This is a genomic window from Rhizobium anhuiense bv. trifolii, assembly GCF_024346605.1.
Classification (GTDB): domain Bacteria; phylum Pseudomonadota; class Alphaproteobacteria; order Rhizobiales; family Rhizobiaceae; genus Rhizobium; species Rhizobium anhuiense.
Genome location: NZ_CP098803.1, coordinates 2,153,148 through 2,174,266 on the forward strand (window position 1 = coordinate 2,153,148; position 21,119 = coordinate 2,174,266).

General features: G+C 61.7%; 19 protein-coding genes and 1 pseudogene. 7 read left to right on the plus strand and 13 right to left on the minus strand.

The genetic code is table 11. The features are described from left to right. Positions 1-111: 111 nt before the first annotated feature. The 4 genes from NE851_RS19275 to NE851_RS19290 all read right to left on the minus strand — a co-directional run bounded on the left by NE851_RS19275 (position 112) and on the right by NE851_RS19290 (position 4,249). Positions 112-963, minus strand: a complete 852-nt coding sequence (locus NE851_RS19275) for a DUF1365 domain-containing protein (protein WP_047614700.1) — start codon at positions 961-963, stop codon at positions 112-114. Next, positions 960-2,297: an NAD(P)/FAD-dependent oxidoreductase gene (locus NE851_RS19280; RefSeq protein WP_097543822.1), complete on the minus strand. Its 1,338-nt coding sequence runs from the start codon at positions 2,295-2,297 to the stop codon at positions 960-962. Before NE851_RS19280 ends, NE851_RS19275 begins: the two co-directional genes overlap by 4 nt. Further along, entirely contained in the window at positions 2,294-3,745 is a 1,452-nt protein-coding gene (locus tag NE851_RS19285) for a cryptochrome/photolyase family protein (protein WP_097543917.1), read from the minus strand. Before NE851_RS19285 ends, NE851_RS19280 begins: the two co-directional genes overlap by 4 nt. A 177-nt stretch (positions 3,746-3,922) precedes the next feature. After that, positions 3,923-4,249 carry a hypothetical protein gene (locus tag NE851_RS19290; RefSeq protein WP_028757671.1) on the minus strand — a complete coding sequence of 109 codons (327 nt, stop codon included), beginning with the start codon at positions 4,247-4,249 and terminating at the stop codon, positions 3,923-3,925. 215 nt (positions 4,250-4,464) lie between these two features. Between NE851_RS19290 and NE851_RS19295 the strand changes: the two genes are divergently transcribed. Continuing rightward, positions 4,465-4,782, plus strand: coding sequence for a hypothetical protein (locus NE851_RS19295; protein WP_028757670.1), 318 nt, complete (start codon positions 4,465-4,467; stop codon positions 4,780-4,782). A gap of 58 nt (positions 4,783-4,840) precedes the next feature. Here the strand turns inward: NE851_RS19295 and NE851_RS19300 are convergent, their stop codons facing one another. Continuing rightward, on the minus strand, positions 4,841-5,326 hold the full coding sequence (locus tag NE851_RS19300) for an Lrp/AsnC family transcriptional regulator (RefSeq protein ID WP_028757669.1): 486 nt from the start codon (positions 5,324-5,326) through the stop codon (positions 4,841-4,843). Between the two features lie 136 nt (positions 5,327-5,462). Here NE851_RS19300 and NE851_RS19305 point away from each other — a divergent pair, with 136 nt between their 5' ends. Then, positions 5,463-5,882, plus strand: a complete 420-nt coding sequence (locus NE851_RS19305; protein ID WP_028757668.1) for a DUF2000 domain-containing protein — start codon at positions 5,463-5,465, stop codon at positions 5,880-5,882. 119 nt (positions 5,883-6,001) lie between these two features. After that, the gene (locus tag NE851_RS19310; protein ID WP_047614706.1) at positions 6,002-6,679 is read left to right on the plus strand and encodes an HAD family hydrolase; all 678 of its coding nucleotides are present in this window, start codon (positions 6,002-6,004) and stop codon (positions 6,677-6,679) included. A 36-nt stretch (positions 6,680-6,715) separates the two neighbouring features. Here NE851_RS19310 and NE851_RS19315 read toward each other — a convergent pair whose 3' ends face one another. The 6 genes from NE851_RS19315 to NE851_RS19340 all read right to left on the minus strand — a co-directional run bounded on the left by NE851_RS19315 (position 6,716) and on the right by NE851_RS19340 (position 15,829). Further along, complete coding sequence (locus NE851_RS19315; RefSeq protein WP_097543824.1) at positions 6,716-9,373, minus strand: nitrate reductase; 2,658 nt, start codon at positions 9,371-9,373, stop codon at positions 6,716-6,718. Beyond that, on the minus strand, positions 9,374-9,724 hold the full coding sequence (nirD, locus tag NE851_RS19320; RefSeq protein WP_047614709.1) for a nitrite reductase small subunit NirD: 351 nt from the start codon (positions 9,722-9,724) through the stop codon (positions 9,374-9,376). 4 nt (positions 9,725-9,728) lie between these two features. Then, entirely contained in the window at positions 9,729-12,179 is a 2,451-nt protein-coding gene (gene nirB, locus NE851_RS19325; protein WP_047614711.1) for a nitrite reductase large subunit NirB, read from the minus strand. Positions 12,180-12,196: 17 nt separating this feature from the next. Further along, complete coding sequence (locus NE851_RS19330; protein ID WP_047614713.1) at positions 12,197-13,438, minus strand: MFS transporter; 1,242 nt, start codon at positions 13,436-13,438, stop codon at positions 12,197-12,199. Between the two features lie 488 nt (positions 13,439-13,926). Then, on the minus strand, positions 13,927-15,207 hold the full coding sequence (locus tag NE851_RS19335) for a CmpA/NrtA family ABC transporter substrate-binding protein (protein ID WP_174824492.1): 1,281 nt from the start codon (positions 15,205-15,207) through the stop codon (positions 13,927-13,929). A 34-nt stretch (positions 15,208-15,241) separates the two neighbouring features. Further along, positions 15,242-15,829 carry an ANTAR domain-containing response regulator gene (locus NE851_RS19340; RefSeq protein ID WP_047614717.1) on the minus strand — a complete coding sequence of 196 codons (588 nt, stop codon included), beginning with the start codon at positions 15,827-15,829 and terminating at the stop codon, positions 15,242-15,244. 148 nt (positions 15,830-15,977) lie between these two features. Here NE851_RS19340 and NE851_RS19345 point away from each other — a divergent pair. Next, a pseudogene (locus NE851_RS19345) lies at positions 15,978-16,195 on the plus strand (TRAP transporter substrate-binding protein); the annotation flags it as partial. Positions 16,196-16,490: 295 nt separating this feature from the next. After that, complete coding sequence (locus NE851_RS19350) at positions 16,491-17,150, plus strand: peroxiredoxin (protein ID WP_017964008.1); 660 nt, start codon at positions 16,491-16,493, stop codon at positions 17,148-17,150. Between the two features lie 97 nt (positions 17,151-17,247). Here NE851_RS19350 and NE851_RS19355 read toward each other — a convergent pair whose 3' ends face one another. Then, positions 17,248-18,018: a gamma-glutamyl-gamma-aminobutyrate hydrolase family protein gene (locus NE851_RS19355; RefSeq protein WP_047614721.1), complete on the minus strand. Its 771-nt coding sequence runs from the start codon at positions 18,016-18,018 to the stop codon at positions 17,248-17,250. Positions 18,019-18,178: 160 nt separating this feature from the next. Further along, positions 18,179-18,901 carry a glutathione binding-like protein gene (locus NE851_RS19360; RefSeq protein WP_047615359.1) on the minus strand — a complete coding sequence of 241 codons (723 nt, stop codon included), beginning with the start codon at positions 18,899-18,901 and terminating at the stop codon, positions 18,179-18,181. Positions 18,902-19,072: 171 nt separating this feature from the next. Here NE851_RS19360 and NE851_RS19365 point away from each other — a divergent pair, with 171 nt between their 5' ends. Together NE851_RS19365 and NE851_RS19370 are read left to right on the plus strand one after the other, a co-directional pair. Then, a complete protein-coding gene (locus tag NE851_RS19365) occupies positions 19,073-20,056 on the plus strand; it encodes a lytic transglycosylase domain-containing protein (protein ID WP_174824493.1) in 984 nt (327 codons plus the stop codon). A gap of 96 nt (positions 20,057-20,152) precedes the next feature. Continuing rightward, positions 20,153-21,106, plus strand: a complete 954-nt coding sequence (locus NE851_RS19370) for an NAD-dependent epimerase/dehydratase family protein (protein WP_047615362.1) — start codon at positions 20,153-20,155, stop codon at positions 21,104-21,106. The last annotated feature ends 13 nt before the right edge of the window (positions 21,107-21,119 follow it).

Consider the following 21,119-nt stretch of genomic DNA (forward strand, 5'->3'; position numbering starts at 1 on the left):
CCGCCCCCTCGGCCATTGCATCGAACGCTACCGCATAATTCCCGAAATCGGAATAGATTTAGCAGTTCAAAAAGTTACGGCTCCTTTGCGCGGGGCAACGAGGCTGTCATGTCATTCCGCGGCTTCCGCAAGCGGGCGGGGCTGTCGGACGCTTACTTCAGGCGGCGGTGCCGGACGCCTGATGTAGCGAGCGCCCTTCAGCCACAATTTCAGCGCCTCCCAATGGATCCCGGCAATGATCTTGAAGGTGAGGAAGGGGATGCGCGCCGTCAGCCCCAGCAGCGAGGCGCTGGTCAATTGCATGTGCCTTCCGGAAAATGTCGCCGAGAGAAGCGGGCCTTCATGATCGTTTTCCAGGATGCGCCAGCGGATTTCGGCACCGGGCGGCAGCATGCGGAAATGATAACGCGCCGCCATGCCGATGAAGGGCGAAACGTGGAAGCGCTTGTCGCAGCTCTGGCGAAGCCCGCTTTCCGACATCTCACCGGGGCCGACGGGACAGACATAGCTGTGCCGCTCGCCAAACGTATTGCGCACCTCATAGATCATCGCGACGAGTGCGCCGCCGCCATCATAGGCGTGATAGACAGAGAGCGGGTTGAAGACATAGCCGAGAATTCGGGGGTAACAGACGAGCAGGATCCTGTCCGCGCGGTCGAGCCCCGTCTCGGCGAACAGCCTGTCGACATAGGCGCGCAGCGTCGCGCTCCCGGCACTGGCATGGTCCTTCTCGTGGAACGAGACAAGATTGCGCCGATTGACGGAAAACAGCGACGATAGCCTGCCAGCCTCATCCAGCCTGTCGAGGTCTACGAGCAGCGAGAAGACGCGGTAGCGGAAGCGATGACCGAACGGTTTCATCCGTTGATGCATGATGTCGCCGACATAGAGCGTTGCCGCGGCATCTGGTGGAGGGCCGTTGGTCATCGTATTCATGCCGTGTTTTTCGCCGCGCCCTGTCATGCCGCTACGTCCGGTTGAGGCTTGAGGATGGCGGTTCGGGTAGTTCGCCAGGGGATGATCCCGCCCAAGGCTTCCGCCGCCGCCAGACCGGAAACGAGGCCATCCTCGTGGAATCCGTAGCCCGTCCAGGCGCCGGCGAAATAGCAATGGCTTTGTCCCTGAATGGTGACAAGCGCCTGTTGTGCAGCCATGGCGTCCGCCGAGAATTGCGGATGGTCGTAGGTGAATTCGGCAAACACCTTGTCACGTTCCGGCTCCCGGTCGGGATTGAGAGTGACGAACAACGGAAAATTGTCGTCGATGCCTTGCAGCCGGTTCATCCAGTAGGTGACGGCAACGCCGGCATTTCCCTCTTCACGGCTGGAGCGCAAATAGTTCCACGAGGCCCAAAGCTTGCGCCGCTGCGGCATCAACGATTGGTCGCGGTGCAGGACGACGCGGTTCGGCTGGTAGGGAATGGCGGCAAAGAGCCTGCTTTCCCTATCGCTGGCATCGGCGAGCAGGCGTGCCGTCTGATCGCTATGGCAGGCGAAGATCACCTTGTCGAACAGGTGTTCGCCGCCCGTTTCGTCGATGAGCGTCACGCCGTGCTCGGAGCGGATGACGGCGCGCACGCCGCAGGAAAGTTTCACCCGTTCGCCGAGGGGTCGAAGCAGCCGGTCGAGATAGGTGCGGCTGCCGCCGGTGACCGTCCGCCACTGGTGCTGCCGGCGGTAGATCAGCCGGTGATTGTCGAAGAAATTGACGAAGTGCTCGGCCGGAAACTGCAGCATGCGGGCGGACGGCGTCGACCAGATTGCCGCCGCCATCGGCATCAGATAATTGTTGGTGAAACCGGGCGAGAAGCCGCGCCAGTCGAGATAATCGCCGATCGAGCGTGAGGCGAGATGGCCGGCGGCCCGATCTTCGAGGCAGCTGCGGTTGAAGCGCAGGATCTCGCGGATCATCCACAGAAATGACGGCCGCAGCAGGTTGCGCTTCTGCGCGAAGACCGAGGACAGTCCGCCGCCGCTCCATTCCAGCCTGCCGTGGTCGAGCGAGAGCGAAAAGCTCATGTCGCTGGCATGCGTCGCAATGCCGAGCTCGGCAAACAGCGCCGTCAGATTGGGGTAATTCTGTTCATTATAGACGATGAAGCCGGTGTCGACCGCAATCCGAAAGCCGTTGTAATCGACGTCGACGGTCGCCGTATGGCCACCGGCCCGCGCCTGGTTCTCGTAGAGCGTGACGTCGTGCACGGTGTTCAGCGCCCAGGCAGCGGAGGCGCCCGATATGCCGGAGCCGATGACGGCGATCTTCAGCCGGCGCGATGCGGGACGGACATGCGCGTTCATGCGGCATCCCTCGTGGCGTTGTAGGCGGCGAGCGCTCGGTTGCGTGCGTTCGCATGATCGACGATCGGTTTCGGATAGGTTTGGCCCAGCGTGATGCCGGCCTCGTCGAGCACGCCTTGCGGCGCCTCGAATGGCCGGTGGATGTATTTTGCCCCGAGCCCTCGAAGCTCCGGCACATGAGCTCTGACATAGTCGCCGCCGGGATCGAAGGTTTCGCCCTGCAGCACCGGATTGAAGATGCGGAAGAACGGCGAGGCGTCGGCTCCCGAGCCTGCCACCCACTGCCAGCTTGCCGCATTGTTGGCGGGATCGGCATCAACAAGCGTGTCACGGAACCAGGCCTCGCCGCGTCGCCAATCGATCATCAGATCCTTGATAAGGAAGGAGGCGACGATCATGCGCACGCGATTGTGCATCCAGCCGTGGCGCCAGAGTTGGCGCATGCCGGCATCGACGATCGGATAACCGGTCAGCCCTCTGCACCACGCCTTGAAATCCTCGCCGTCGTTGCGCCATTCGAAGCCGTCGAAACGATCGTTCCAGTTGGCCGAGGCAAGACGCGGGAAATGGAAGAGCAGGTGATAGGAAAATTCGCGCCAGGCGATCTCCTTGCGGAAATGCACGATATCGGTTGCCGGCACCCGTTTCGACAGGCCGCGTGTCGCGTGCCAGATGCGGGCAGGGGATATCTCGCCGAGAGCCAGATGCGGCGACAGCATCGATGTTGCCGGTCTTGCCGGATAATCGCGGTTTTGCTTGTAGCCGTCGAGTGCGTCCTCGGCGAAAGCATGGAGCTTCTTCCGGGCGCCTTCTTCGCCAGGTGTCCAGAGATCGGCGAAATCGCCTGCCCAATCCGGTTTCACCGGCAGCAGCTTCCAGCTCTCCAGCCTTTCCGAGTTCGGAAGTTGCGATGCGAGAAGCAGTTTCGCCGGCGCATCCAGCGGCGGCTCCGGTTCGCAGCCACCCTCCAGCGCGCGCCAGAATGGCGTATAGACGCGATAGGGCGTGCCATTGCCGGTCATTAGCCGGGAAGGTTCGTGCAGCAACTGACCGCCGAAGCTTCTCGCTTCGACCGCCTGCTTCTCCAGTTCGTGCTTGATCCGGATGTCGATCGACATTCCGGATGGATCGTAGCGCCGGTTCCAGAAGACGGCTTCCGCGCCGCTTTCCCTGATCAGGGCGCAGAGCACCGCAAGCGCATCGCCGCTGGCCAGCACCAGCCGCCCCTGCCGCTTGCCCAGCGAGCCGTCCAGCGCCGCCAGCGAATGGTGCAGCCACCAGGCCTGCGCGGCACCCAGTGGACCGGTGCCTGCCGCCTGCGGCTCTCTGATATAGAGAGGGATGACCGGCCGTCCGGAGTGATGGGCGGCGTTGAGAGCCTGGTTGTCGTCAAGGCGCAAGTCCTTGCGAAACCAGAGGATAACAGGTGTTGCCGTGTCCTTTGCCAATGAAGCCATTCCCGTTCGTGTTCTTTCAAGCTGTTACGGCGGTACGGAACACGCGGATCAAAAGTTTCATCCGAAAGAAAAGCTTTCATGGCTGTCATGAAAAAGGCCGGTGTGAACCGGCCTTTTTCAAGCATGGCGCACGTTTGTGCGACATGCTCAGAGCGGGGGACTGTCCGCTCAGTTGTCGTATTCGCGGCAGGCTTCGCTGATCGATGCACCGCTCTGGCCGCCGCGCGTGTCGACGCCGGACATCTGTTGCGGCATTCCGGGGCATTCCATCGTCTGCGGCCGCCCGATGCTCTGGGTCGTCATCGGATCGACCGGCGAGACGGGGACCGGGCGTATGCCATTGTCATCGTTGGTGTAATCGGACGAATAGGTACCCGAGCTCGGATCGGTCGAGCCGCCATTCGTCGGCCCGATCGGATCCGGGTTCGACTGGGCAAAGGCCGACGATGCCATGCCGATCGCGAGTAACGAAGCGGCGATAAGGGATCTAGACATGGGATATATCCTCCTTGGATTTTCATCTTGGATGACCCTGATGTAACTGCCAGGCTGAATCATTGTTCCGAAATTTGCCGAAAACCTGCATTCAAGCCGCACGGCGTGGCCGACATGGTTATGCGTAAACCTTAACGGGCGATGTCGCTGGATCGGTGCCAGCGCATGCCCTACTTGCATGCGGAGATACTAAAAAACCGTGGCATGAGGCCGCAATGTTCATCTCCTTTCGCGAAGCCGCAGATCTCGGTCTCCAGATCGCACTTGCACTCACCTTGACGGTGAGCGGCATGGCGGTCGCCTCTTACGCCGTCAGGAATGACAAGACTAAAATTTCCGCGATCAACGTCAGCCGTCCCTCGCTCTGGACCGCCGTTCCGGTGCGCGTCGACTTGACCACACAGACCTACCTGCGTGCCGACGCTCCAGCCGGACTGGAACTCGCCGGCGCCGCGGATGATTTTTGCCACGATCCGATCGGCCTCCGGCTCTCCTGCGACCTGATCACCACGACCGCCAGCACAGCCTTTTAGGCGAAGCCTCTCCGCAGCCTCCAGCCCGCAGGCATAGGCAGCGAGGCAGGCGATGACTTCAGCGCGAACGGCTGGCGGCCGCCGTCTGAACGGGCAGGATCGTCGATGCCTTGATGTCCTTCAGCACAAACATCGTATGCATCTCCTTGATGCCGGGCAGGCGGCGGATCACCGTCATGGCGAATTCGGCATAGCTGTCGAGATCGGCCGCGACCACCTGCAAAAGGAAATCGGCCTCGCCGGCGACGGAATAACAGGCGACCACCGCTTCCAGTGCGCCGACCTCGCGTTCGAACCGTTCGGCCTCGTCATGGGAATGCGTGTCGATCTGGACGCGGACGAAAGCGAGGACGCCGAGGCCAACGGCGCGGCGATCGACAACAGCCTGATAGCCGCGGATGACGCCGGCCTCTTCAAGCCTTTTCACCCTGCGCCAACAAGGCGAGGTCGACATCCCCACGCGTTCGGCAAGCTCCTGGTTCGTCAGCCGCCCCTCGCTTTGCAGCGCCTTCAATATGCGGATATCTCCCGGCTCGAATTCCATGATCGGTATGTCCTTTCGAATTTTTTCGGTCGCCGGGAAAATCCTACCTGATTTGGATGTGAGACGTCAGGAATAGGCAGGATATTTCTCTGCCTTTCGATAGGGTGAGGACGTCGAACCGAGAAGGAGCGGACGAATGATGGTTGAGGACTGGCGTGTCGCCGTGATCGTCGAGCCGGGGCTGCCGGCCGGCGAACTCGCCAATACGGTTGCGGTGCTGTCGATCGGCCTCGGTGCCGCGGCACCCGCACTTGCCGGGGCACGGCTGAGCGATCATGCCGGTCGGGCATTTCATGTCAGTGCCAATAAGCCGGTTCCGGTGCTGCAGGCGGCAGCGGCCGATCTGAGATCGCTCTTGCTGAAGGCACTGCCGGCGCCCGAAGGGGCGCTGGTGGTGCCGTTCCCGCGTTTTGCTCGAGCGCTGCACGTCTATGCCGATTATGAGGCTTCGATGCCCGAACGCGACCTCTCTTCGGAGGTCATCGACGGCGTCGGGCTCGCCGGCCCGACGAAATGGATCCGCTCGCTGACGGGCTCGCTAAAGCTGCTTCGTTGATCCGAGTGGCCGGGCGTGTGGATAGGCTCGTCTCGCGAAAGCTTGCAAAAGGCCATGATTTGCCGTTTGATCGAGCGATACGACGACCATCCGACACTCTTCCTTAAAAGGATCCGCCTTTGTCCCTGCCGATGCCCCGCGGCTTCGAGAAGCCTTATGCCGCCTTCCTGTTCGATATGGACGGCACCATCCTCAATTCGATCCGTGCGGCCGAGCGTGCATGGAGTGACTGGGCAAGGCGCCACGGGCTCGATGTCGCAACCTTTTTGCCGAAGATGCACGGATCGCGCGGCATCGACACGATCACCCGGCTGAACCTGCCCGGCGTCGATCCCGAACATGAATCCAGGCTGGTGACCGAGGCCGAGATCGCCGATGTCAGCGATGTCGTTGCCATCCCGGGTGCTGCGGCATTTTTGAGTTCACTGCCGCCGGATCGCTGGGCGATCGTCACCTCCTCGCCTCTGCGCCTTGCCCACAGGCGGCTGGAGGCGGCGGGGCTGCCGCTGCCGAAATTCATGGTGACGGCGGAGGACGTGAAGGTCGGAAAACCCGATCCGCAATGTTACATTCTCGGCGCCGAACGCCTCGGCGTCGGCACGCGGGACTGCCTGGTATTCGAGGATGTCGCAGCCGGCATCACCGCCGGCGAAGCGGCGGGCGCCGATGTCATGGTCGTCACCGCAACCCATCACGACAAGATGGAAACGCCCCATCCGACGCTCTCATCCTATGACGAGATCGCGGTTCGCATCTCTGCCGAGCGTAAGATGCTGATCGTCCCCGCCACGGCCTGACATCAGTCCCGCCGCGTTACAGCATCCTTTGCGCTTTCACTCCGCGGCTGCGGCAAGACATCGATCGATGATCCTGCCGATTTCGCTGCGGCAGGAGCCGCAATTGGTTCCGGCGCTCGTTTCCTTGCCGACCGCCTCGACGCTGTGGCATCCGCCGCGCACGGCGGCAGCGATCTGATTGACTCCGACGCTGAAGCAGGAGCAGACGGTGGCGCCCGGATCCGGCCTGCCGGCTCCGGGACGGCCAGCGACCAGCGCAAAGCGCTTCCTGAGGTCGCCATGCGAGGCAGTAAGCTGCGAGATCGCCCAATTGCGCGCGACGGCGACCGGCTCGCGGGCGAGAAACAGCGCGGCAAGCAGGACCTCGCCATCGAAAAAGGCTAGCCTGAGGTCGCCGGATTGCCGGTCGGCATAACCCAGTGGTTCGACCTCGGCCGGAATGGCGAACACCGCCCGGCACCAGGCTGTCCAGTCTTCGACAGCTTCACCGAAGGCAAGCTCCAGCCGCCAGCCGCCGGAGGCTTTCGCCAGCGCCCAATAGGCCGCGTTGGGCGTGGCCGGTTTTGTAGCAGAGACGGCGAAGCCATAATGGGTGGCGCGGAAGGGCCGGATGGCGACAGCAACATTCTTCGACGCCGGCTGACCGGAAACGGGATCGGTGATCGGCGCGACCACGGCATCGATCCGCGCTTTCGCGGCGAACTGATCGTTCCAGTGCATCGGCGCAAAGACGCCGCTGCGAGCCTGACGATCGGTCACCAGCGCCCGGACGATCGCCTTGCCATGGGGGCTTTCGATCTCGACCAGACCGGCGCTTGATATACCGGTCTCGATCGCGTCACGCGGATGGATCTCGGCAAAGGGTTCGGCGATGTGGGCGGAAAGGCGTGCGCTCTTTCCGGTTCGCGTCATCGTGTGCCACTGGTCGCGGATGCGCCCGGTATTCAGCGTGAAGGGGAAATCGGCACTGGTGCGATCCGTGGCCGGCGGTTTGACCGCGACAAAACGTGCCTTGCCATCCGGATGGAAGAATCCACCCTCGGCGAAGAAGCGGGTGACGCCGGGTGCGGTCCCTGCCGGCTGCGGCCACTGGAAGGGCGAAAGCTCGTCATAGGCGTCGCCGCTGATATCGGCGCGCGCGCCGATGTCGAAATCGCGGCTGCCGTTATTTTCGAAGGTGGAAAGCGCGGCGTGCTCCGCAAAGATTGCGTCTGGCGCATCAAAATCGAAGGCGGCGGCAAATCCCATGCGGCGCCCGACCTCGGCAAGCTGCCACCAGTCGGCTCTTGCATCGCCGGGGAGCCCTAGAAACGGCCGCTGCCGGGAAATGCGCCGTTCGGAATTGGTGACGGTCCCGTCCTTCTCGCCCCAGCCGAGCGAGGGCAAAAGCACGTCTGCGTGCCGGGTCGTATCCGTCTCTTTGAGGATGTCCGACACGACGACGAAGGGACAGGCGGCGATCGCGCTTTCGACGCTATCGGCATCCGGCATCGAGACGACGGGATTGGTGGCCATGATCCAGAGCGCCTTGATGCGTCCGTCGGCCACGGCGCGGAACATGTCGACCGCCTTCAGGCCGGGTTTTGCGGCGATGACGGGCGAATTCCAGAAGCGCTGCACGCGGTCCCGGTCATCGGTATTCTCGATCGCCATATGGGCGGCAAGCATATTGGCAAGGCCGCCGACCTCGCGCCCGCCCATGGCGTTCGGCTGGCCGGTCAGCGAGAACGGTCCCATGCCGGGACGGCCGATGCGGCCGGTCGCCAGGTGGCAGTTGAGGATGGCATTGACCTTGTCGGTGCCGGAGGCGGATTGATTGACGCCCTGGCTGTAGCAGGTGACGACTTTCGGCGTCGTCTCGAACAGGCGGAAGAACTCCCTGATCTGCATGGCCGGCAGGCCGGTGCGTTCCAGGAGTTCGTTGATATCAAGTGCTGCGGCCGCCGCAAAAGCCTCGCCGAAACCTTCCGTATGGGCGCCGATATAGTTCTGATCGATGGCCGGGCTTGTCGCGAGATGGGCAAGCAGTCCCATGAACAGCGCGACGTCGCCGTCGGGGCGGATCGCCAGGTGCAGGTCGGCGATATCGCATGTCATCGTCCGGCGCGGATCGATGACGACGATCCGCATGTTGGGCCGCGCCGTCTTGGCGGCGGCAAGCCGCTGGTAGATGACGGGATGACACCAGGCAAGGTTGGAGCCGGTCAGGATCACCAGATCGGCGAGTTCGATATCCTCATAGGTTCCGGGCACCGTGTCGGCGCCGAAGGCGCGGCGATGCCCCGCCACGGAGGAGGACATGCAGAGCCTTGAATTGGTATCGATATTGGCCGAGCCGATGAAGCCCTTCATCAGCTTGTTGGCGACGTAGTAATCCTCGGTCAGCAACTGGCCCGAGACGTAGAAGGCGACAGCGTCAGGCCCGTGTTCGGCGATCGTTTCAGAAAAACGCCGGGCGACCAGGTCAAGTGCTTCGTCCCAACCGCTCCGTTCGCCTGCGATTTCGGGATAGAGAATCCGGCCGTCGAGATCGATGGTTTCGGCAAGGGCCGACCCCTTCGAGCAGAGCCGGCCGAAATTCGACGGATGCTCGGGATCTCCCTTGACGCTGACGGTTCCGGCCTCATCGACCGTGGCGAGGACGCCGCAGCCGACGCCGCAATAGGGACAGGTGGTCTTGACCTCAGCCGCCATCTATTCCGCCGCCATCATCAGGCTTTCGAGCGCGATGAAGAGGGCGCCGTCCTCATTGCGGACCGGGATGGTCCGCACCTGGCCCTCGTCGGCGCCGAGCGCCTTGCCGGTTTCGAGGGAGATCACCCAGTTGTGCAACGGGCAGGTGACCGCCTTGGCATGCACGATGCCCTGGGAGAGCGGGCCGCCCTTGTGCGGGCAATGGTCTTCGATGGCGAAGACCTCGTTTTCAGCCGTGCGGAAGACGGCGATCTTGCCCTGCGGTGTTTTCACGCAGCGCGCGCCGCGTAAGGGGATGTCGGAGATGTCACCGATTGGATGCCAGTTTTCATTGGGCCAGTTCATGTCCATCTCCTTACTCGGCTGCCTGCGGATAGCCGATCGTCGCCATCGGCTTGAACTCGTGCTTGTCCTTGCCGGAAACACGCTCCGACCAGGGATCGACCTGGGCAAATTTCTGGCTGAAGACGAAGCGGTCGTAATAGGCCTGGCGCTTTTCGGCATCGCCCATGATCTGGCGGCGGATTTCCTCCAGGCCGATGCGCTTGGCCCACTTGTAGATGCGCTCGAGATAGCGGGCCTGCTCGCGGTACATCTGCGTCAGCGCCACGATATGCTCCAGCGCCTCGTCCTCGGTCCGGACAAGCCCAAGAACCTCCGTGCCCTTGATGTCGAGACCGGCCGCACCGGCAAAATGGATCTCGAAACCGGAATCGACGCAGATCACGCCGATGTCCTTGCAGGTCGCTTCCGCGCAGTTGCGCGGGCAGCCGGAGACGGCCATCTTCAGCTTGGCCGGCGTCCAGGAGCCCCACATGAATTTCTCGATGCGAATGCCGAGACCGGTGGAGTCCTGCGTACCGAAGCGGCACCAGTCCGAGCCGACGCAGGTCTTCACGGTACGCAGACCCTTGGCATAGGCCTGGCCGGAGACGAAGCCGGCCTTGCCGAGATCGGCCCAGACGGCGGGCAGGTCTTCCTTCTCGATGCCGAGCAGGTCGATGCGCTGGCCGCCGGTCACCTTGACCATCGGGATCTCGAATTTGTCGACGACATCGGCGATGGCGCGCAGCTCGTTCGAATTGGTGACGCCGCCCCACATGCGCGGAACGACGGAGTAGGTGCCGTCCTTCTGGATATTGGCATGCACGCGCTCATTGATGAAACGCGACTGGTAGTCGTCGGCATATTCGTCCGGCCAGTCGCAGACGAGGTAATAGTTGAGCGCCGGCCGACATTTGGCGCAGCCGCAGGAAGTCTTCCATTCCAGCTCCTGCATGACGGCAGGTATGCTCTTCAGGCCCTTGGCCTTGATCAGACGGCGGACATCGTCATGGCCGAGTTCGGTACAGGTGCACATCGGCTGGACGGCGGCCGGATTGTAGCTGTCGCCGAGCGTCAGTGCCATGAGTTGCTCGACGAGGCCGGTACAGGAGCCGCACGAGGCGGATGCCTTCGTGTGGGCACGGACGTCGTCGAGCGACGTCAGCCCCTTGCCTGAAATCGTCGAAGTGATTTTGCCCTTGCATACGCCGTTGCAGCCACAGATCTCCGCGTCATCCGGCAAGGCTGCAACGGCCGCCATAGGGTCCAGCGGCGACCCTCCCTGATAGGCCTGTCCGAAGATCAGCGTCTCGCGCATCTCCGAAATATCGGTGGCCTTCTTCTTCAGATCGTTGAACCATGCCCCGTCGGCGGTCTCGCCGTAAAGCACAGTGCCGATGATCTTGTTGTCCTTCAGCACCAGGCGCTTATAGACGCCGGCGCTGGCATCGCGCAGCACGATCTCCTCGCGGTCGTCGCCGTCGGCGAAGTCACCGAGTGAATAAAGCTCGATGCCGGTGACCTTGAGCTTGGTCGGCGTATCGGCGTGAACGAAGGCGGGCGAGCGATCGCCAGAGAGATGCGCGGCAGCGATTCGGGCCATTTCATAGAGCGGCGCAACGAGGCCATAGACCATGCCGCCCACTTCGGCGCATTCGCCGAGCGCGAGAATATCGCCATCCGAGGTCTGCATGCCGGAATCGACGACGATGCCGCGATTGACCGCAATGCCGGCGTCCTTCGCAAGGCCGACACTGGGACGAATGCCGACGGCCATCACAACAAGCGTTGCCGGGATGATGCGGCCGTCGTCAAGCTCGATGCCTTCGACCTTGCCGTTGCCGATGATCGCCTTGGTATTGGCCTTGCAGATGACCTTGATGCCGCGCTCCTCCACCGCCTTCTGCAATAGATAGCCGGCGGCGGGATCGAGCTGGCGCTCCATCAGCGTCGGCATGACGTGCAGCACGGTGACGTCCATGCCGCGCTGGGCAAGACCGGCGGCTGCTTCCAGGCCAAGCAGGCCGCCGCCGATCACGACAGCCTTTTCGCGCGACTGGGCGGCAAGCAGCATGGCCTGCACGTCGTCGAGATCGCGATAGGTGATGACGCCGGGCAGATCCTTGCCGGGAACGGGGATGATGAAGGGCACCGAACCGGTTGCGATCACCAGCTTGTCGTAGCTTTCGGTGACGCCGTGGTCGGAGGTGACGGTCTTGGCGACGCGATCGATATTGACGATCTTGTGGCCCTTGTAGAGCATGATGCCGTGCTTGATATACCAGCCGTCACCGTGAATGATGATCTGCTCGTAATCCTTCTCGCCGGAGAGAACCGGCGACAGCATGATGCGGTCGTAGTTGACGCGCGGCTCGGCATTGAAGATCGTAACTTCATAGCGTCCGGGCGCCTGTTCGAAGAGGTGCTCCAGCATGCGCCCGGGCGCCATGCCATTGCCGATGATGACGAGTTTTTCGGTCATATTTCCAAGTCCTTAGATCAGGTTGCAGCCACGGGCGCCGAGTGCCCTTGGCGCGACAGTTGCTTGACGGACAGGTGCATCCAGATGAGTGAGGTGACGACGATCGCAAACAGCAGCAGGAAACAGCTGGACCAGAGGCCGGTCATGTCCTTGAGGAGGCCGAAGGCGATCGGAAGGATGAAGCCGCCAAGGCCGCCCATCATCCCGACGACGCCGCCGACTGCGCCGACGTTTTCCGGATAGTAGGCCGGAATGTGCTTGTAGACGGCGGCCTTGCCGAGGCTCATGAAGAAGCCGAGCACGAAGATCACCACGATGAAGATGACCGGCGTGATGGTCGCAGCCGGTAGCGACAGGATGAGGGTGGCGACGGCCGACACGGCAAACATCGTATACATGACGCTGCGCGCGCCCTTCTTGTCCGACAGCACGCCGCCGAAGGCGCGGAAGATGCTGCCGGGAATGGAATAGGCGGCCGCGATCATGCCGGCAGTTTCGAGGTTGAAGCCGTAGACGCCGACGAGGTAGCGCGGCAGCCACAGCGACAGGGCGACGAAGCCGCCGAAAGCGAAGAAATAGTAGAGCGAGAAGCGCCAGACCTGAACGTTCTGCAGCGGCGCGAATTCCTGGGCAAAACTCTTGGACGCGACGTTGCGCTCGCGGCGGAGACGGTAGGCCGGATCATCGGTCGTGGTGAACCAGAAGACGATTGCCATCAGCGCCAGACAGACGGCCCAGATCTCGGCAACCGCCTGCCAGCCCCAGGCGAGCAGCACGAAAGGAGCGGCGAATTTGGTCACGGCTGCGCCGACATTGCCGGCGCCGAAGATGCCGAGCGCGGTTCCCTGCTTCTCCGCCGGAAAGAAAGGCGAGACATAGGCGACACCGACCGCAAACGAGCCGCCGGCAAGGCCGACACCGAGGCCGGCGATCAGCATTTGCGTATAAGTCTGGGCATAGGAGAGCAGGAAGGTCGCCAATGCGGCGGCCAGCATGGTGAGCGTGTAAACGAGACGGCCGCCGTAACGCCCCGTCCAGATGCCGAGGACGATGCGCACGAGCGAACCGGTCAGCACCGGAGTGCCGACCAGCAGGCCGAACTCGGCCTCGTTCAGCCCGAGATCCTGCTTGATGCGAATGCCGATGATCGCGAAGATCGTCCAGACGGCAAAACAGAGGGTGAAGGCGACCGTGGAAATCCACAATGCTTTGGCTGGTTCGCCGGCGGACATGGGTGGCACTTTCTCGATGACAGACATAACTTCTCCGGGGCCCGACAAGGTCGTGCCGATCCATCGCTGAGGGTTAAAACAAAAAGCCGCTGGTCAGGACGCGCATACACGAGGTGCGCGAAATATCCTGATCAGCGGCTTTGCTGGTGGCGCCCGCCGTTGGACGCCGAATTCTTGGGCCTTCCGGCCGGTTACCCGGAGACAATCGACATGATCGCCCAGGTATTTGATTTCAAATCACCGAGATCTGCTTCTTCCATTTGAAGAGGATCTCCGTGTCTTCCGTGAACGCCTGCTGGCGCTCTTTCTGCGCAGATCGCCTTTGACCGGTGCGGTAATATCCTTGCAAGCTGCGTGCCAGTTTGTCGCTTTTTGTGTAATGTATTGATTTATTTACATTTCTCGAAATCGGCCGTTTGCTTGTTTTTCGAGCTGTCGACAGTTGTGCTAATCTTTTGTGCGCTTGCCATGTGGGGCGCAGATCCTTGCTGGCGTTTTGGGCAGGCGGGCGTGGATCAGATTTCGTCGCCGGTAACGAAGGGCAGGGCGCTTTTGACGGCAAAGCCTGCGACATAATCAGGCAGCCTCGCCGGGTCGAAGACATGGCCGTCCATGAAACGGTCGCCCTCGTCGCCGCCTTCGATGCGGATATCGGCATCATCGGGTGCGTTGCCGTCGCCGAGCGCTGTCCGATAGAGATCCGGGCGGTAGGCGGACGCGGCAGCCCTTGCCATGTTGAGGCTGGCCTCGGCCTGCCCCCAGCGGATCATCTGGCTGTATATCCACAGCGCCTGGCTTGGCCGAGGATAATTGGCGAATCCGGAATGGAACATGAAATAATCGGCGATGATGCGCCGGTTGCCCTTTGCGTCGAGGCTGAATTCGCCGGCGAGCACGCGGCGGATGATCTCGACGGGGGCAGCGATATAGCGGGGGTCGGCAAGAGCGGCCGCCAGCGCATCGTGATTGTCCGGCTGGTCGCACCAGCGGGCTGCCGCATCGAGCGCCACGATCAGCCTGGAAACGGTTTCCGGATGGGTTTCCGCCCAATCCGGCCGCATGCCGATCACCTTTTCCGGGGCGGACGGCCAGATATCCTGCTTGGCGGCGACGATGCGGCCGACGCCGCGCTCCGAAGCGACCATATTCCACGGCGCGCCGACGCAGAAACCGTCGATCGCACCGGCGGCCAGCGCATCCGAAGTCATCGGCGGCGGCACCACGACGAGCTTGACGTCCTTATCGGGATCGATGCCGCCGGCGGCCAGCCAGTAGCGGAATTCGTAATTATGCGAGGAGAAGGGATAGGTGACCCCGAAGGTCGGCAGCGGTTCGCCGCGCACCTTCATCGCCGCCAGTGTTTTTGCCAGGGCGCGGGCATTGTCGAGCGCGCCTGCCGTTTCCGGCAGTCCCGCGTCATTGCGCATCCTGTCGAAGAGCCGCGTCGACAGGGTGATCGCATTGCCGCCGCGCCCCAGCGAAAACGGTGTGATCGTCGGTGAGGGATTGGAGCCGAGGCCGAGCATGGAGGCGACGGGCATTGGCGACAGCATGTGGGCGATATCGAACTGGCGGAATGCCAGACGGTCACGCACATTCGCCCAGGAGACATCCTTGACGAGATCGAGCGTCAGGCCTTCCTTCTGCGCGAAACCGAATTCCGCCGCTGCAATCAGCACTGACGCATCGACGAGCGGAATGAAACCGGCCCTGAGCACTTTCGGTCCTTCGGCATTCAGGCGCATGGGCGAGGGCAACTCGCCGCCTGATTTGGCGGTCTTCGTCATCATATCCACTCCGGTTTCCTCCGGAAATTCATCAGGTCGGCCATTACATCAACAGCCCCGCGGCGGTGACGACGCTCTGGGCGATTTCCGACATCTTCTTCTTTTCGTTCATCGCCGTCTGCCGCAGCAGCGCGAAGGCCTCTTCCTCAGACAGGCCGCGCATCTTCATCAATATGCCCTTGGCGCGCTCGATGAGCTTGCGTTCTTCCAGCGCTGAGCGGGCATCGGCAAGCTCGCGCCGCAGCCGGCTGAAGGCGTTGAAGCGGCTGACGGCCATGTCGAGGATCGGCTTGACGCGTTCCTTCTTCAGGCCATCGACGATATAGGCCGAGACGCCGGCATCGACGGCGGCCTCGATCGAGGCGGTGTCGGAGCGATCGACGAACATGGCGATCGGACGGCTGACCGTGCGCGTCAGCTGGAAGAGATGCTCCATCATGTCGCGATTGGGATTTTCGATATCGATGATGATCACGTCGGGCATCAGCGTTTCGATGATTCGCGCAATGCCGTTGACCTCATGGACCACGGTGACGTGCGCATGCCCTGCCTCGCGCAGCCCCTCTTCGATGATGGAGGCGCGAATGGCATTTTCGTCGATCACCAGAATTGTCAGATCGCGATGCGTCATTGCTATATTTATGACGCGCTGCAGCAATTTTGGCAAGGTGTCGCCTGAAAACTGTGCAAAAATAGATATGCGCAAAAAATAATCAAATTGCCGCATTTTCGGGCGAGGGCATTCCGTCGGCCAGCAGCGCATGACCGCACTGCATGGCGCGGTGTTCCAGCAGGCCTTCAGCGAAGGAGCCGCCTATTTCAACCAGCTGATCGTCGATGGTGAAGCCAAATTCGTCGAGACGGCGCTTGGCCATGGCGGAAGCTCCTGAAGCCGGAAGCCTTCGACGAATGGCAGAAGGGCGCCCAGGGCGTATGGGACGATTTCGCGCCTGTTGTCGGCGGCATCGACAGGATCAAATCCATCCAGGCCGCCTGAAGCAAGGGGCAAGGCAGTTGTGCCTGCCGCTTTTGACGGGACCGATGGAAAACCATCGGTCTCTTTGTCGCGCGCACATGCCGGAAAAATAATGCCGGAGCAGGCCGGAAATCGAAAGAGCATGCCTTCGGTAATCGTGGTATATGACTTACTTAAAATCCTGGAATGGGAAGTCTTTTACCTTCGGCCGGTGCGATCCTGTTGACCGCAATCTCGCGACCGCTCCCGGCGGACGGATCCCATGGCCTCGATTTGAGAAGAACAACATTGAACACAAGGCTTTGGAGGGCCGACCATGAGCTTACGCATCAACGATATTGCCCCCGATTTTACCGCCGACACCACCCAGGGACCGATCAGCTTCCATGATTGGATCGGCAATGGCTGGGCCGTCCTGTTCTCGCATCCGAAGAATTTCACGCCTGTCTGCACCACCGAGCTCGGCGCCATGGCCGGCCTGGCGGGGGAGTTTTCCAAGCGTGGTGCCAAGATCATCGGCATCTCCGTCGATCCTGTGGAAAGCCATGCCAAGTGGAAGAACGACATCAAGACCGCCACCGGTTTCGACGTCGAATATCCCCTGATCGGTGACAAGGACCTCAAGGTCGCCAAGCTCTATGACATGCTGCCGGCCGGCGCCGGCGAGAGCTCGGAAGGCCGCACGCCTGCCGACAATGCGACGGTGCGTTCGGTTTTCATCATCGGTCCCGACAAGAAGATCAAACTGATCCTGACCTATCCGATGACGACGGGCCGCAATTTCAATGAGATCCTGCGCGCCATCGATTCCATCCAGCTGACGGCCAAGCACCAGGTGGCGACGCCGGCGAACTGGAACCAGGGTGAGGACGTCATCATCACCGCTGCGGTTTCCAACGAAGACGCGATCACGCGTTTCGGTTCCTTCGATACGGTTCTGCCCTATCTCAGGAAGACCAAGCAGCCGACCGCCTGATCGCTGCTTCCCAACTGCTACAAAGCCGCCGCGAAAGCAGTTTCGCGGCGGCTTTTTGTTGATGCGGAAGGCGGTGATGATCGCCGTAGTTGTCAGATTAAGCGGTGGCTTTTCGTGCCCGAACCGCATCGCCGAATGCCTGAAACAACGCACGGTTCACGGGGTTGGTCTGCGGATCGTATTCGGCATGCCATTGCACGCCGAGCGCAAATCCCGGCGCATCCTTGAACCGTATCGCCTCGATCGTCCCGTCCTCTGCAATGCCTTCGGCAACGACCCTGTCGCCAAGCTCGAGAATGCCCTGTCCATGCAGGGAGTTCACCCGGATCGTCTCCCGGCCGAGGATGCGTGCAAACATCCCATCCTGTATAAGTTGAACATCGTGACGATCGCCGAAAACGATGGCGAGGTCGGGATGGATCTCGCCGGTTTCCAGGCGCGGCATTCGGTGGTTCATGCGTCCGGGCAATTCCCGGATTTCGGGATGCAGCGAGCCGCCGGCCGCGACGTTCATTTCCTGGAAACCGCGGCATATGCCGAAAATAGGAACGCCGCGCGCTACACAGGCTTCGATCAATGGCAGCGCCAGCCCGTCACGATCCTCGTCATAAGGTTCATGCTTGGGATCCGGCACCGTGTTGAAACGGCTGGGATGGACATTGGCTCTGGCGCCTGTCAGCAGAATGCCGTCGACGACAGCCAGCAGATCGGCGATATCGGCCAGTTTGGGGTTGCCGGCAAACATCAGCGGCAAGGCTTCGGCGACATCGGCCACGGCCCGCAGATTGTTTTCTCCGACATGCTGAGCCGGAAATCGGCTTTCGACGATGCGGGCATTCCCGATGATGCCGATTACAGGTCTTGTCATTGCCGGTTACACCCCCAAGTCACACCCAAGTCGCAACGCCAGCTGCTGTCCAAGCCCCCTGGCTCCCCGGCAGGTGATTTAAAGCGCCTGGAAACCGGGACCGACCGGTGCTGGCTGCCGGCTCGGTTGTGGCTATGGTTATCTCCAGCCGGGCCGAAGCTCAATCCGGAACGGGAAGGGCGCGCTGGTTGTAGAGGATCTTGCGGATGCGCGACTGTTCCTCTTCGGAGAGCTTGCTGTTGTCGGTGCCAAGGTCGGCGCCGACCGCAAGGCCGCGCTGGACGCCGGGCCGTGCGCCGACCTCCTCGAACCATCGCTTGAAATGCTTGAATTCGTCGATGTCCTGGCCCTGCGCCTGCCAGTTGACGGTCCAGGGATAGCTGATGATGTCGGCGATGGTGAATTCGTCGCCGGCGAGATAACGCCGGTCACGAAGCCGCATGTTGAGAACACCGTAGAGGCGGTTGGCTTCGTCGGTGAAACGCCGCACCGCATAGGACTGATCGCCCTCGCGATCGCCGAGACGGCGGAAGTGACCGGCTTCGCCGAGTTTCGGTCCCTGGTTGGCCATCTGCCAGATCACCCATTGCGTCACGTCGTATTTGCCGCGCAGATCCTGCGGCCAGAATCTTCCGGTCTTTTCGGCGAGGTAGAAGAGGATTGCACCGGATTCGAAGACGCTGAGCGGCCCGCCGCCGTCGGCAGGCGTGTGGTCGACGATAGCAGGCATGCGGTGATTGGGATTGAGCCTGAGATAATCGGGTTTGAACTGGTCGCCCCGGCCGATATTGACCGGCACCAGCCGGTAGGGCGTGCCGGTTTCCTCCAGGAAGATCGAAACCTTCTTGCCGTTCGGCGTCGGCCAGTAGTGGAGATCAATCATCTGCGCGTCCTCGTTCGCTCGGGATTTCCTGGCGATCAGGATGACGCTGCGACCTTGGCAGGTCGAATATATCTGTTCCAAAATTGATGGCGAAATTAGAAACCTGGTGCAGAGATGGAAATGGGGGAAGCTTCCTACCCGTATCGATGGTATTGAGAATTCCGCGTCGCGATGGAAGTTCGAACCCGCCGAGATCCGATGATAGGCCGGAAATGTCAGTCCGACATGGGGAGGAGATCGGCGAAGGCCATGCTTTCGCTTTGCCTTCTGTTTTCCCACGTGGATGCGGTCACGGCTCAGCCGGAAGGAAGCGCGGGACCGCCGGCCTGTCTCTATTCAGGTCCTTCAGCGTCGGGATCGGGTGAAGCGCTCTGCATCCGTAAGGACAGTTTCAATCGTGACCTTTGCGTCGCGATCGAGCATTTCGCCAGCGCCAATCAATTGCCGCCGGATTATTTCGCCCGTCTCATCTGGCGCGAGAGCACCTTTCGCCCCGATGCCGTCAGCTTCAAAGGAGCGCAGGGGATTGCGCAGTTCATGCCCGGTACGGCGAAACTGCGCGGTCTTGAAGACAGCTACCAGGTGTTGGAAGCCCTGCGGAAATCGGCGCAGTATCTCGACGAACTGCGCAATCGCTTCGGCAATCTCGGCCTTGCCGCTGCCGCCTATAATGCCGGCGAAAACGGCCTAGCATCTTACCTTACGTCAGGAAGATTACCCTACGAAACGCGCAGCTATGTCACGGCGATCACTGCCCATACGGTCGAGGAATGGAAGGATAACCCACCGCAAGATGCGGCCGCCCCGCTCGACAAGGACAAGTCCTTCATCGATGGTTGCGTGGCGCTCGCGGAGAGACGGACGTTGAAGGACACGCCCTGGCGTCAGGAGGGCGAATGGGCCCCCTGGGGCGTCCAGCTTGCGGCGAATGCGAATGTCGCGGTGGCCCGACGCATGTTTCTCGATGCCGTGCAGGATCTGCCTGCGCCCCTGAATGCCGAGCAGCCGCTGATCCTGCGCCAGCGCGATCGCAGCTTCGGTTTTCGCCCGCGCTACGCTGCCCGCATCGGTCGGCAGACGCGTATGGAAGCCAATGATCTCTGCAACCAGATCCGCAAACACGGCGGCACCTGCCTTGTTTTCAAGAACCGGTAGCGGGCCTGGCCCAGCCGCCTGGATCATGAAAAGTCTGCTTGCAGGATCGCCTGAGCGCAGCATATTCGACACGGAAATGCCAAAGGAGGAATGACGATGCGGGTTTTGGTAATCGGGGCAACGGGCCATGTCGGAACCTATCTCGTTCCCCGCCTGGTGGAGGCAGGTCATGACGTCGTCACGATCAGCCGCGGCACGGCGAAGCCTTATACGGAAAACCATGCCTGGGCTTCTGTCGATCAGCGTCAGATGGATCGGGCGGCGATGGAGCGGGTGGGTGATTTCGGCCCGGCCGTCCGTGAAGTGAAAGCCGATATCGTCATCGACATGATCTGCTTCACGCTGGAAAGTGCCGAGCAGCTGGTGACGGCGCTGTCGGGGCATGTCGGCCATTTCCTGCATACCGGCACGATCTGGACGCATGGCCATGCCAGCGCCGTGCCGACGCTGGAAGAGGCGCCGAAATCTCCCTTCGGCGATTACGGCACGCAGAAGGCTGATATCGAAACCTACCTGCTACAGCAGGCAAGGCTTCGCGGATTTCCGGCCACCATCATCCATCCCGGTCATATTGTCGGTCCGGGCTGGGCGCCGCTCAATCCAGCCGGCAATTTCAACCTGCAGGTCTTTTCAACCCTTGCCCGCGGAGAGACCCTGGCGCTGCCCAATTTCGGTCTGGAGACCGTTCATCACGTCCATGCCGATGATGTGGCGGCGATGTTCATGGATGCGATCGCCAACTGGAATGCCTCGATCGGCGAAAGTTTCCACGCGGTCTCTCAGCAGGCGCTGACGCTTCGCGGCTACGCCGAATCCATGTCGCGGTGGTTCGGGCATGAGCCGAAGCTCACCTTCGCGCCGTTCGATGCCTGGGCCAAAGGCCAGACGGCCGAGGATGCGGAGGCGACCTGGGAGCATATCGCCCGCAGCCCGAATTGCTCGATCGCCAAAGCCAGGCGCTTGCTTGGGTTTACCCCGAGATATCAGTCGCTGCAGGCGGTGCAGGAATCGGTCGGCTGGCTGGTCGGGCAGGGGCGGATCAAGACCTGACCCACCATTGCCG